Here is a 12,156-nt window from a genome sequence, read left to right on the forward strand (position 1 = left end):
GAAGGAATGTCGGCGCCATGCTCGATCTAAACGATGTTGCGCTGTTCGTCCAGGTGGTCCGCAGCGGCAGCTTCGCTGAAGCGGCCAGACGGCTGGGCATGCCTTCGAACACGGTCAGCCGACGGGTCCAGCAGTTGGAGGCGCAGTTGGCGTCACGCCTGCTGCAGCGCTCGACCCGCAAGCTCACGTTGACCCATGCGGGCCAGGCGTTCTATGAGCGTTGCGTGGACGCTGTGGACGGCTTGATGGACGCAGGGCAGGAACTGATGATGGGCGGCGAAGCGCCTGGTGGCCTGGTGCGCATTGCGGCGATGGCGGATTTCTTCGACTTTTTCCCAATGGAGTGGGTGGCCGACTTTTTAGCCGCGCATCCGCGAGTGCAACTTGATTTCGTGCTCAGCGATGCCCGGGTCGACCTGATTGCCGACCGCATCGACGTGGCCTTTCGCGGCGGTCCGTTGCAGGACTCGGGGTATGTCGGTCGCCAACTGCTCAGCAATGACGGCGACGGCATGGTTGCCAGTCCCGCCTACATTGCCGCACGTGGCGCACCGCGTTCGCTGCAGGACCTGGCTCACCACGACGGCGTGAGCTTCGCCCAGCCCAGCGGCTTGACCGACTGGCGATTCGTCGGTCCGGGCGGCATCGAGCAGCACGTGCAGATCGCCAGCCGATTCCACGCCAACACCGCCCAAGCGTTGCGCCGGGCGACCGTCGCCGGCCTGGGCATCGCCGTGTTGCCAGGGGCGCTGAGCCGCCTCGACCTGGAAGCCGGAAGGCTGGTGCGTGTGCTGCCGCAATACCAACGCATCGGCTTCGGCCTGAATGTGCTCTATCCGAGCCGGCGGCAGTTGCCGCTGGCGGTTTCGGCATTCATTGGGTTGGTGATGGAGAAGCTTGAGCTCAAGGCGTTTCCGGCGCGGATGCAGTGAGTGAGTCCCTCAGGCCGGCGTCGTGGCGGGATAAACCATTGTCTGCCGCACCGGAATACCGTGGCGAGGGAGCTTGCTCCCGCTGGCTGCGCAGCAGCCTAAAAAAGCTGAACGCTATCTGTCTGACTGGCCGCGGTGACGGGTTTGGGGCCGCTGCGCAGCCCAGCGGGAGCAAGCTCCCTCGCCACAGGTGCCCGGTATCAAGTCCAAATGAGACGCGCCTTGTTGCCGTGACCATCGCTCCCGCGCAGTAGCCCATTTTTTTCCTTCCCAGCAACGACAAAAACCCTCGTTTCGCAAATCCCCGCTTGCCAACACAATCGCCTCGACACCTCATCTCGATCACCGCAACCGCAGAACAACAAGAAAACCAAACCCGAGGCGGCGCCATGCCCGCCTGAACCAAACCTACTGCCGGAAGTGCACAGACATGCCCGATGAAACCCTACGTATCGATACGCTTGTGATAGGCGCCGGCCAGGCCGGCGTGGCCATGAGTGAGCACTTGAGCCGTCAAGGCGTGCCTCATCTCGTCGTGGAGCGAAGCCGCATTGCCGAGGCCTGGCGCACGGCGCGTTGGGATTCCCTGGTGGCCAACGGGCCGGCCTGGCATGACCGCTTCCCAGGGTTGGAATTCGAAGGGCTCGACCCGGATGCGTTCGCGACCAAGGACCAGGTGGCCGATTACTTCGAAGCCTATGCCCGTAAGTTCAACGCACCGATCCGTACCGGCGTGGAGGTCAGGGGCGTCGAGCGCAATATCGGCCGGCCGGGCTTCACTGTCGAAACCTCCGAAGGCCAGATCGAAGCGATCCATGTGGTGGTCGCCACCGGGCCTTTCCAACGGCCGGTGATTCCACCGATTGCGCCGGATCTGACCTCGGTCACCCAGCTTCACTCGGCCCAGTATCGCAACCCTCGGCAATTGCCCGAAGGGGCCGTGTTGGTGGTGGGTGCCGGGTCGTCCGGTGTGCAGATCGCCGATGAGCTGCAGCGCGCCGGCAAGCAAGTCTATCTCTCGGTGGGAGCCCATGACCGTCCGCCCCGGGCCTATCGCAACCGCGATTTCTGCTGGTGGCTGGGCGTGTTGGGCGAGTGGGATGCGGAGGCGGTCAAGCCGGGCAAGGAGCACGTCACCATTGCGGTGAGCGGTGCCCGTGGCGGCCATACCGTGGATTTTCGCCGGTTGGCCCACGAGGGCATCACCCTGGTGGGGCTGACCCAATCGTTCAACGGCAGCGTGGTGACCTTCGAACCGAATCTCGCTGAAAACATCGCCCGTGGCGACGAAAACTACCTGGCGCTGTTGGATGCCGCCGACGCCTACATTGCCCGCAACGGCCTGGACCTGCCCCTCGAACCTGAGGCCCGTCACTTGCTGCCCGACCCGCAATGCATGACCCAGCCGATCCTGGAACTGGACCTGGTGGCCGCCGGCGTGACCAGCGTCATCTGGGCCACCGGCTACTCGGTGGATTACAGCTGGCTGAAGGTTGACGCCCTCGGCGCCAATGGCAAGCCTCGCCATCAGCGCGGCGTTTCCAGCGAGCCGGGCCTGTATTTCGTCGGCTTGCCCTGGCTGTCACGTCGAGGCTCGGCGTTCATCTGGGGTGTCTGGCATGACGCCCGGCACATTGCCGACCACATCGTGAAGCAACGCATTTACCTCGCCTACCAAGATGCCGCCCAGCGCCAGGCCCCGGCCCTGAACAGCGATTCGCACCGTTCGAAAACCAGTCTCTCGGGAGTCCGCTGATGCCTACTCATACACGTATTCGCATGTTCAACACCAAGGACACCTACCCGAACCAGACGTTGGACAACGACCTGTGCCAGGCCGTGCGCGCCGGCAACACCGTCTACGTGCGCGGCCAGGTTGGCACCGACTTCAACGGTCAACTGGTGGGCCTTGGCGATCCTCGCGCCCAGGCCGAGCAGGCCATGCGCAACGTCAAGCAATTGCTGGAAGAGGCCGGCAGCGACCTGAGCCACATCGTCAAGACCACGACGTACCTGATCGACCCACGTTATCGCGAGCCGGTGTACCAGGAGGTCGGCAAGTGGCTCAAGGGCGTGTTTCCGATTTCCACCGGGTTGGTGGTCAGCGCCTTGGGCCAGCCGCAGTGGCTGATGGAAATCGACGTGATCGCGGTAATCCCTGAATAAGGAGCGGAGCATGACCTTTTCCATCGTTGGACGCTGTGCCGAAACCGGCCAGTTGGGCATCGCCATCAGTTCCTCGAGCATTGCCGTCGGCGCCCGGTGCCCCTGGTTGCGGGCGGGTGTCGGCGCGGTGTCGAGCCAGAACATTACCCTGCCGGCCCTGGGGCCGCAGGTGCTCGATGAACTGGCCGGCGGCCAGGTGGCGCAAGCGGCGCTGGAGCGGACCCTGGGGCGCAACGGCTACAGCCAATACCGCCAGGTGGCGGTAATCGATGCCGAGGGCCGCACGGCGATGTTCAGCGGCGAACATACCTTGGGCACTCACAACGCCGTGGCCGGTGAGCAATGCGTGGCCGCCGGCAATCTATTGGCCAACGCTGCGGTGATCGAGGCCATGGTCACCGCCTTCGAGCAGGGCGGTGGCTGCCTTGCATCACGCTTGATGAGCGCGTTGCAGGCCGGGCAGGCGGCGGGCGGGGAGGCCGGGGCGGTGCATTCGGCAGCGCTGTCGGTGGTCGATGACCTGACGTGGCCCATCGTCGATTTGCGGGTGGACTGGGCCGAGGAAAACCCCATAGGCGAGCTGGAAAAGCTCTGGCTCGCCTATCAGCCGCAACTGCAGGATTACCTGACCCGTGCGCTCAACCCGACCTTGGCGCCGAGTTATGGAGTGCCGGGTGATGAGTGAGCTGCGCAGCCGGGCGTTGCTCGAACGGTTGGTGGGCTTTGCCACGGTCAGCCGCGATTCGAACCTGGCCTTGATCGAGTTTGTGCGCGACTACTTGCAAGGGCTGGGCGTGGTTAGCGAGCTGATCTACAACGCCGAGGGAACCAAGGCCAACTTGCTGGCGAGCATTGGTCCGTCGGTGCCCGGTGGCGTGGTGTTGTCCGGGCACACCGATGTGGTGCCGGTGGATGGGCAGGCCTGGACGGTCGATCCGTTCCGACTGACCGAGATAGACGGCAAATGGTTCGGGCGCGGTACGGCGGACATGAAGGGGTATCTGGCTTCGGTGCTGGCGGCGGTGCCGATGTTTCTGTCCAGCCCGCTGAGCCGGCCGGTGCACCTGGCGTTTTCCTATGACGAAGAGATCGGTTGCCTGGGCGTGCGCAGCCTGTTGGAGGTGTTGCCACAACGCATCCCTCAACCAGCCTTGTGCCTGATCGGCGAACCCACCCAACTCCAACCGGTGTTGGGGCACAAAGGCAAGTTGGCGATGCGTTGCCATGTTCGAGGCGCGGCCTGCCATTCGGCCTATGCCCCTTACGGTGTCAACGCCATCGAGCAGGCCGCGCGCCTGATGGGTCGACTGGGCGAGATCGGCGCGGAGCTGGCCGAGCCGTCACGGCACGACCCGCGCTTCGACCCGGCGTTTTCCACGGTGCAGGTCGGGATGATCCAGGGCGGTACGGCATTGAACATTGTCCCGGCCGATTGCCGTTTCGACTTCGAAGTGCGCGCCTTGCCGGATTTCAATCCGCACGTGGTGGTCGAGCAGTTGCAAGGTTATGCGCAACAGACCCTGCTGCCGGCGATGCAGGCGGTGGCGGGGGATACGGCGATCCGTTTCGAGCCGCTGTCGGCCTACCCGGGCCTGGCCACTTCGCCTGAAAGCACGGCCGCCCAACTGGTTGCGCGATTGTGCGGCAGCGACGCTTTCAGCACCGTCGCCTTTGGCACCGAAGGCGGCCTGTTTCACCAGGCCGGCGTGCCGACGGTGGTCTGTGGCCCCGGCAGCATGGACCAGGGGCACAAGCCCGACGAGTACGTGAGCGTTGAACAAATGGCGGCCTGCGATCGCTTGATGGATCGGTTGGCGAGCTATCTCAGTGAACCCAATGGTCCGTGAGCAGGAGGTGCCAAAAGTGAACGATTTCCTTTGCAGGAAAATGCCGGCGGCCCGTCATGCCGCCATCAACGAATGGGCCGACCAGAGCCTTATTGCTGTAGACCACACCGCCCGCGCTTACGGCCACCCTTGAGTCCCGTCGCCGGCTCGTGCGGGCGAGCCGGCATTTTCGAGGAACCGCTCCATGTCCAGATCCTTGCGTTGCAATATTGCGTGTGCATTGGCGTTGTTGAGTTCCAGCGTCATGGCCGCGCCCCAGAGCTTGACCGTGATTTCCTTTGGCGGTGCCACCAAGCAGGCCCAGGACAAGGCCTACTTCCAACCCTTCAACGCCAGCGGTGCAGGAAGCATCGTGGCCGGCGAATACAACGGTGAGCTGTCGAAGATCAAGGCGATGGTAGCGGCCGGTCACACCAGTTGGGACGTGGTCGAAGTGGAAAGCCCGGAGCTGCTGCGGGGCTGTGAGGAAGGCTTGTTCGAAAAGCTCGACCTGACAGGCCTTGGCGACCCGGCGAACTATGTGCCGGGTGCGCTCAACGAGTGTGGTGTCGCTACCTACGTGTGGTCGATGGTCCTGGCCTATGACCAGACCAAGCTCGCCAAGGCACCCAGGTCCTGGGCGGATTTCTGGAACGTCGCCGAGTACCCGGGCAAGCGCGGCCTGCGCAAGGGGGCCAAGTACACCCTGGAGATCGCCTTGCTGGCCGATGGGGTCAAGGCGCAGGACTTGTACAAGGTGTTGAACACTCCCCAAGGCGTATCCCGGGCCTTCGCCAAACTGGACCAGATCAAGCCGAACATCCAATGGTGGGAGGCCGGCGCCCAACCGGCGCAATGGCTGGTGGCGGGGGACGTGGCGATGAGTGCGGCCTACAACGGGCGTATCGCGTCGGCGCAGAAGGAAGGCATGAAGTTGAGCATTGTCTGGCCCCAGAGCCTGTACGACCCGGAATACTGGGCCGTGGTCAAGGGCACGCCAAACAAGGCTCTCGCCGAGCAGTTCATTGCCTTTGCCAGCCAGCCGCAGACCCAGAAGGTGTTTTCGGAAAACATCCCTTATGGGCCGGTGCACCGCAAGACACTGGCGTTGTTGCCGACGGCGGTACAGGAACAATTGCCCACCGCCGAGACCAACCTGGCTGAAGCCCAAGCCGTGGACGCGGAGTTCTGGGTCGACCATGGCGAGGAACTGGAACAACGGTTCAACGCCTGGGCGGCTCGCTAGACAGTGAACCGCGCTCGTGATGAACACCGCTTTTTGTATGGCTGGAGAGTGGGTGGGGCATTAAGCCCCATTCACTTGCAAAGACCGAACCTGTGGCGATCATCGGTTTTTTGTGGCGAGGGAGCTTGCTCCCGCTGGGCTGCGCAGCAGCCCCAACGCGTTCACTGCGGTGTGCCAGGTTGATTGGGTCAGCTTGTTTTGGGAGCGCTTCTCACCCCAGCGGGAGCAAGCTCCCTCGCCACAGGGTCTGGTGTTTGACTGGGCGGTGGTGGGGATTATTCAAATCCATTCTTGGCGACCACCAACCTGTGGCGAGCCCCGTTTTTTTGTGGCGAGGGAGCTTGCTCCCGCTGGGTTGCGCAGCAGCCCCAACGCGTTCACTGCGGTGTGCCAGGTTGATTGGGGCAACCTGTTTATGGGGGCGCTTCGCACCCCAGCGGGAGCAAGCTCCCTCGCCACAGGGGCTGGTGTTTGACGGGGCGTCAGGCCAGCCATTGCTTGAACTGTTCTTTGCAGTAATCGACAAACAATTGGGCGGGTTTGGTCAGGTGGGCGCGCTTGAGCCAGCCGGCCACCAGCGCCGAACCGGTCACGTCTTCGGCGATGTCGACGCACACCAGGTGCTGCCCGTCGTAGGTGCTGGTGGAGTGCGGGCGGGTCACCAGTACGGCGAAGCCGAAGGACTGGCCGACCATGCCACGCACCATCTCGATGGACGGTGAGCTGAACACAATGTTGGGCGTCAGGCCCAGCTCTTCGAAGATGCTCACGAAGTAGGTGCGACTGGGCTGCACGTCCAGCAGGATCATCGGTTCGAGGGCCAGGTCGCGCAGCGACACCTGGGCCTGATCGGCAAAACGATGGCCCGCCGGCAACAGCGCATAGGGGCGTTGCGGTGCCGTCAGCGCTTCGGTCTCGATGGTGCTGTCGAGGTCGTGTTCATAGAAAATCGCCAGGTCGAAACGCCCCCCCGTCAGGCCCTGTACCAACTCTTGTTGCTCGCCATCCTGTACGCGAATCTCCACCCCGGGAAAGCGCTCGCGGAAACCGGCGATCAGCCGTGGCAGGTAGAGCGGGGCGACGGTTTCGAAGCAACCGATGTCGATCTGCCCGCTGATCACGTCGTTGTCGGCCAGCGCGTTCTGCTCGAACTCCCGGGCCATGCGCAACAGCTCCTGGGCCTTGCGGTAGAAACGCGCGCCACCAGGCGTCAACGATACGCCCTGGGCGTGATGACGAATGAGCAGTTGCACGCCGAAACTGTCTTCCAAGCCCTTGATGGCGGTGGCGATCGACGGTTGGGCGATGTACAGCTTGCGGGACGCTTCAGCGACGCTGCCACATTCGACGGTGGTGACGAAGTACTTCAGCTGACGCAAGGAATAGGACGCCACGGCACACCTCGATCCGAATGATTTCTGCCTACCTTACCTTGTGCACAAGGCGTAAGGGGCGGGCATTGATACGGATTTTGCTGGGCAGTGACGATATTCAACCTGGTTTGGGAACGAGCGCCAAAAAAAAACGCCTGCCCAAGCATCGTTGGCAGGCGTTCGGGAAAGACCGGCGCAGAAAGGAGGGACTGGCCGGGGTCGGATACGGGGCTCAGGCCACCGGAATCGATGGATCGGCCGCGGCCAGGGCGGTCGCGCGATCAGCCGCCGGCGGATAGATCCACACGGTGTTGATCTGGGTCTTGAGCTCCTTGGCTTCTTGCCCGACCAATTTGAGTTGGCGATCCCAGCCTTCGGTATACACCGCGCCCCAGGCACCGAGGTCCAGGCAGGTCACGTACTTGGGTTGGCTGTAGGCCATCGGCGCGACGCCCAGCAAGTCGGCCGCGACGTTATTGCCGGCATAGCGGCCCAGGGCGATGGCGTGTTGGCAGGACATCGCCGCGTAGTTGCCCAGGGTGTCGGTGGCGGCGTAGGCCACGTCACCGCTGGCAAATATGTCGTTCTGGCCCAAGACTTTCAGGTTGGCATCGACGTGCAGGCGACCCTGGCGATCACGGGTGCCGGGTACCTGCTGGGTCAGCGGACTGGCGCGGAACCCCACGGTCCAGATCACGGTCTGGGACTCGATACGCTGGCCGCTCGACAGGGTAACGCCACCGGCATCCACCGACTCGACCGAGGCGTTGAGGACCCATTCGATACCCAGGTGCTCCGACGCCTCGACGATGGATGGACGAATACCGTCGCCCAACGCTGCGCCGATCTGCGGCCCGCGATCCACCACGATGACGCGGATGTCGGTGTCCTCGCCGAGGACTGCGCGCAGGCGTGCGGGCATTTCGGTGGCGGTTTCGATCCCGGTAAAGCCGCCGCCGGCCACCACCACCGTGTTGCGGGCCGGGCTGTCTGGTAGATTTTTCAGGGATTTGAGGTGGGCCTCGAGACGGGCCGCCTGTTCGATTTCATCAACGTCGAACGCATGCTCGATCATGCCTTCGAGGTCAGGGCGAACCAGTTGGCTGCCCGCCGCGAGCACCAGGCGGTCGTAGCCCAGGGTGCCCTGGGTGCCGAACGCATCCACGTAGCCAACCCGCTTATTGTCGACATCGATACTGCTCGCCGAGCCTTGGACGAATTTCACGCCCACCGCGTCGAACAGGTCACCCAACGGTGCGGCCATGGTATGGACGTCTGGCTCGTAGAAGCGAGGTCGGATGCGCAGTTCAGCCTGGGGGGCCAGGACGCTGATCTGCACGTCATTGCGATCGTGTTGGTCCAGCAGCCGGGCGGCGCTCAATGCGCTCCAGACCCCGCCGAAACCTGCGCCAACAACCAGAATATGGTGTTTCATGATGAGCTCCCGAAGACAAAATCGATACGTTGATTTGTTTAACTGTTTCAGCGTGACCGTGTCGCGAAGTACTCCAAAAACGCCTGGCTTCAATGAATTGATATCGAGCACATTCAGTTTCGGTTCGCTGTGGGAAAGCTTATTGGCAGGACCTGTGTTTAACACTTCTACATAAGGTCATCGGGGCTATGCCTGGGTAGGGGTGATCTATACAAAGGTATGAGGGGGCGCAGTGGTCAAGCAGACCGGGCAAATACCGATTCGATGCAGGCGATCAACTCAGCGCAGTCGAAGGGTTTCGGCAAAAATGCGACTGGCTTGGGTGCGGCAACGCTGACACGAGGGGGGACGCCGGGATATCCAGTGATGAAGATGATCGGGATAAGAATGCCCAGGGTCGCCAATCGATCGTACATTTGAATACCGGTCATGCCAGGCATTTGAATATCCGATATCAGGCACGCCGTGCTTTCAAGTTCACCGAACGATAGAAAATCCAAGGCGCTGGCGTATGTTTTAACTTGGTAACCGTGGGAGCGTAACAAGCCATCCAATGCAATTCGAACTGACTCATCGTCATCAATGATTGAAATAATTGCCGTGTTGGACATGTCGATACCTGGAGGTGATATCAGGTAGCCATAAAGGCGCCCGTGTCACTGCAAGATACGCCGTCCGATGGTTCCGCCAAGTATACGTGGGTATGAACTTTCTAATGCTCGCCGCGCAGTTCCAACACCTGGGCCATGCGCACCAGATCGGCGAACGAGCGCGCGCACATCTTGCGCATGGCCTGGCCGCGGTGAATTTTTACGGTAATTTCACTCAAGCCCAGTTCCCCGGCGATCTGCTTGTTCATCAGGCCCGACACCGCCAGCGCCATGACCTGCTGTTCCCGGGACGTCAAGGTGGCGTGGCGGTCAAGCACTTGCTGATGGCTGCGTTCGGACTCGCGCCGCTGGCGGTCCTGGTGATGGGCGGCGGTCACGGCGTCGATCAGGTCTTGTTCGCGGAACGGTTTGGCGAGGAAGTCCACGGCACCGGCTTTCATCGCCCGCACGGTCATGGCGATGTCACCGTGACCGGTCATGAACACGATCGGCAGTTGGACGTTGGTCGCGGCCAGCTCCCGTTGGCAATCCAGGCCGCTGGCGCCTTGCAGCCGCACATCCAGGACCAGGCAACTGGGCTGCTCGGGCCTGGGATGGTTCATGAACTGCGCGACCGAACCGAACAGATGCACCTGCAAGCCGATGGAGCGCAGCAGGCTGCCGAGGGATTGGCGCAGCGGTTCGTCGTCGTCAACGATATAGACGATGGGGTCGTTGTCGCTGACCGGGTCTGTGGCGTGTGTGACGCTCATTGCCCGCTCCCCGACAGGGCGCTGCCAGTGAGTTGCGGCAACGCGAACCTGAACGAGGTGCCCTGGCCGGCCTCGCTGGTCGCCCAGATCCTGCCGTCATGGAAATCGATGATGGACCGGCAGATGGAAAGGCCCATGCCCAGGCCGTTTTCCTTGGTAGTGAAAAACGCATTGAACAACGATGGCAAGACCTCGGGCGCAATGCCGGTTCCGTGGTCGGTCACCTCCAGGAGCACTTCGTCATTCTCCGTCCAGGTGCGTATGAGCAGGGTTCGTTCGTGGACCTTGACCCCGTCCATGGCGTGGCAGGCATTGATGATCAGGTTGATGATCACTTGCTGCAGTTGCACCCGGTCTGCGCTGACTTCGCCGTCGGTCGCTGCCAGGTCCACCTTCGCCCGGACTTTATGATGCGCCAGTTGCTGCTGGACCAGGTTCAGGGTCTCGCGGACGATGTCGTCCAGTCGCTCGGGCTGGCGCAGCGGGTCGCACTTGCGCGACAGCGCCCTGATACCGCTGATGACCTCGCTGGCGCGACAGCCGTTGGCGACGATCCGATCGAGGCAATCCAAGGCTTCTCCAAGGTCCGGCTCGGGACGTTCGAGCCACCGGCGGCAGGCCTCGCCGCTGCTGGTGATGGCCGTCAGCGGCTGGTTGACCTCGTGGGCGATGGATGCGGCCATTTCCCCCAGGGAGGTCAAGCGAGTGACATGGGCCAGTTGGCTCTGGGTGCGGAACAAGGCTTCTTCGGCCTGTTTGCTGGCGGTGATGTCCATGAGTGCGCCGAGGTACTGGCAACGGCCATGCTGGACCAGCAGCGGGCTGGCGATCATGTGGATGTGCTTGATGCGTCCATCAGGCATCAGCAGCCGTAGCTTGACCTCGATCTGCGGTTCGCCAGCGGCGGCCTGTTGGAAAACCCCGCGCGCCAGCTCCAGGTCTTCGGGATGGGTGCGCTCTAGCAGCATCGACACCGTGGGGATTCTGCTGGGTGGGTATTCGAAGATCCGCGCCGACTCTGCCGACCAGGACATCGCTTGCCGATCGCCGTGAAAACCCACGCTGCCGGTCTGGCTCAGGCGCTGTGCGCCGATCAGGTAGGCCTCGTTGTGCCGTAGATTGTCGCAAGCCCGCTTGCTGCGCAGCGCCAGGAAGGCGATGGCCGACAATGCAGTCAGGCAGCGGAAGAAACCGGTGGTCGATTCCCAGCGATGATAGCCGCCGTTGTACAAGAACATCGCGGTGAGCAAGCCCATGCACATCAGCGCGACGGTGATCACCAGGTTGATGGAAAACAGGTTGGCCGCCATCAACAACAAGGTGATGTACAGCAGGGTCGGGGCCAGGTCGGAATGGGTTTCGGAATTGATGATGACAATCCCGCAGGCCACCACCAGGCCCACCGCCCAGCCCAGGGCGTTGAGCAGTGGGTGGGTGCTGATGCCCATCGACGGCCGAGACCCGCCCTGGCTTGGCGTGTATCGCAGGCTGTCATAGACATGCTTGAGCATCGCGGAGGGTAGGGGCACGCTGGCAGACCTTCTGTTATTACGTGGTCTCGCTCTGGGATGTCGGGGGCAGAGCATCGGTTCGTATCTTACGAAGCGCCGCTTTGCTTGAGGTAGGACATAAAACCCTGAAATTCCGCCAGGCCGTGACAAAGAGGGGGCCGCTGCGCGGCCCAGCGGGAGCAAGCTCCCTCGCCACAAAGGCAGGGTTCGCCACAGGTTGGGGGCGCAAATAATGGGATTTGAACAATCCACGCCATCGGCCAACAAAACACAAACCTGTGGCGAGGGAGCTTGCTCCCGCTGG

Annotated in this window: 11 protein-coding genes; 6 read left to right on the forward strand and 5 right to left on the reverse strand. The window is 62.6% G+C overall.

The genetic code is table 11. The features are described from left to right. The first annotated feature begins 17 nt into the window (after positions 1 to 17). The 6 genes from ACLH0I_RS14550 to ACLH0I_RS14575 all read left to right on the forward strand — a co-directional run bounded on the left by ACLH0I_RS14550 (position 18) and on the right by ACLH0I_RS14575 (position 6,170). A complete protein-coding gene (locus ACLH0I_RS14550) occupies positions 18 to 932 on the forward strand; it encodes a LysR family transcriptional regulator (RefSeq protein WP_411384546.1) in 915 nt (304 codons plus the stop codon). A gap of 430 nt (positions 933 to 1,362) precedes the next feature. Further along, positions 1,363 to 2,688, forward strand: coding sequence for a flavin-containing monooxygenase (locus ACLH0I_RS14555; protein ID WP_411384547.1), 1,326 nt, complete (start codon positions 1,363 to 1,365; stop codon positions 2,686 to 2,688). Then, positions 2,688 to 3,098 carry a RidA family protein gene (locus tag ACLH0I_RS14560; protein ID WP_003201555.1) on the forward strand — a complete coding sequence of 137 codons (411 nt, stop codon included), beginning with the start codon at positions 2,688 to 2,690 and terminating at the stop codon, positions 3,096 to 3,098. The genes ACLH0I_RS14555 and ACLH0I_RS14560 overlap by 1 nt, the downstream gene beginning before the upstream one ends. A 10-nt stretch (positions 3,099 to 3,108) precedes the next feature. Then, positions 3,109 to 3,783, forward strand: coding sequence for a DUF1028 domain-containing protein (locus ACLH0I_RS14565; RefSeq protein WP_250964155.1), 675 nt, complete (start codon positions 3,109 to 3,111; stop codon positions 3,781 to 3,783). Continuing rightward, positions 3,776 to 4,945 carry an acetylornithine deacetylase gene (argE, locus tag ACLH0I_RS14570; protein ID WP_411384548.1) on the forward strand — a complete coding sequence of 390 codons (1,170 nt, stop codon included), beginning with the start codon at positions 3,776 to 3,778 and terminating at the stop codon, positions 4,943 to 4,945. Before ACLH0I_RS14565 ends, argE begins: the two co-directional genes overlap by 8 nt. Before the next feature lie 244 nt (positions 4,946 to 5,189). After that, positions 5,190 to 6,170, forward strand: coding sequence for an ABC transporter substrate-binding protein (locus ACLH0I_RS14575; protein WP_411387504.1), 981 nt, complete (start codon positions 5,190 to 5,192; stop codon positions 6,168 to 6,170). 482 nt (positions 6,171 to 6,652) lie between these two features. Here ACLH0I_RS14575 and ACLH0I_RS14580 read toward each other — a convergent pair whose 3' ends face one another. From ACLH0I_RS14580 to ACLH0I_RS14600, 5 genes are all read right to left on the reverse strand, one after another. Beyond that, positions 6,653 to 7,564 (reverse strand): LysR substrate-binding domain-containing protein, encoded by a 912-nt coding sequence (locus tag ACLH0I_RS14580; RefSeq protein WP_411384549.1) that lies wholly within the window; start codon positions 7,562 to 7,564, stop codon positions 6,653 to 6,655. 211 nt (positions 7,565 to 7,775) lie between these two features. Continuing rightward, entirely contained in the window at positions 7,776 to 8,978 is a 1,203-nt protein-coding gene (locus tag ACLH0I_RS14585; RefSeq protein WP_411384550.1) for an NAD(P)/FAD-dependent oxidoreductase, read from the reverse strand. 236 nt (positions 8,979 to 9,214) lie between these two features. Next, positions 9,215 to 9,589, reverse strand: a complete 375-nt coding sequence (locus tag ACLH0I_RS14590; protein ID WP_411384551.1) for a response regulator transcription factor — start codon at positions 9,587 to 9,589, stop codon at positions 9,215 to 9,217. A 101-nt stretch (positions 9,590 to 9,690) separates the two neighbouring features. After that, a complete protein-coding gene (locus ACLH0I_RS14595) occupies positions 9,691 to 10,341 on the reverse strand; it encodes a response regulator transcription factor (RefSeq protein ID WP_411384552.1) in 651 nt (216 codons plus the stop codon). Beyond that, positions 10,338 to 11,789, reverse strand: a complete 1,452-nt coding sequence (locus ACLH0I_RS14600; RefSeq protein ID WP_411387505.1) for a sensor histidine kinase — start codon at positions 11,787 to 11,789, stop codon at positions 10,338 to 10,340. Before ACLH0I_RS14600 ends, ACLH0I_RS14595 begins: the two co-directional genes overlap by 4 nt. Between the last annotated feature and the right edge of the window lie 367 nt (positions 11,790 to 12,156).

This window comes from Pseudomonas sp. MPB03 (genome assembly GCF_046605385.1).
Classification (GTDB): domain Bacteria; phylum Pseudomonadota; class Gammaproteobacteria; order Pseudomonadales; family Pseudomonadaceae; genus Aquipseudomonas; species Aquipseudomonas zanjanensis.

What these genes read in the sequence shown, in the direction of transcription:
- ACLH0I_RS14550 (WP_411384546.1), top strand. Translation starts at nt 18, where the DNA reads ATGCTCGATCTAAACGATGTTGCGCTGTTCGTCCAGGTGGTCCGCAGC.
- ACLH0I_RS14555 (WP_411384547.1), top strand. Translation starts at nt 1,363, where the DNA reads ATGCCCGATGAAACCCTACGTATCGATACGCTTGTGATAGGCGCCGGC.
- ACLH0I_RS14560 (WP_003201555.1), top strand. Translation starts at nt 2,688, where the DNA reads ATGCCTACTCATACACGTATTCGCATGTTCAACACCAAGGACACCTAC.
- ACLH0I_RS14565 (WP_250964155.1), top strand. Translation starts at nt 3,109, where the DNA reads ATGACCTTTTCCATCGTTGGACGCTGTGCCGAAACCGGCCAGTTGGGC.
- argE (WP_411384548.1), top strand. Translation starts at nt 3,776, where the DNA reads ATGAGTGAGCTGCGCAGCCGGGCGTTGCTCGAACGGTTGGTGGGCTTT.
- ACLH0I_RS14575 (WP_411387504.1), top strand. Translation starts at nt 5,190, where the DNA reads ATGGCCGCGCCCCAGAGCTTGACCGTGATTTCCTTTGGCGGTGCCACC.
- ACLH0I_RS14585 (WP_411384550.1), bottom strand. Translation starts at nt 8,978, where the DNA reads ATGAAACACCATATTCTGGTTGTTGGCGCAGGTTTCGGCGGGGTCTGG.
- ACLH0I_RS14590 (WP_411384551.1), bottom strand. Translation starts at nt 9,589, where the DNA reads ATGTCCAACACGGCAATTATTTCAATCATTGATGACGATGAGTCAGTT.
- ACLH0I_RS14595 (WP_411384552.1), bottom strand. Translation starts at nt 10,341, where the DNA reads ATGAGCGTCACACACGCCACAGACCCGGTCAGCGACAACGACCCCATC.
- ACLH0I_RS14600 (WP_411387505.1), bottom strand. Translation starts at nt 11,789, where the DNA reads ATGGGCATCAGCACCCACCCACTGCTCAACGCCCTGGGCTGGGCGGTG.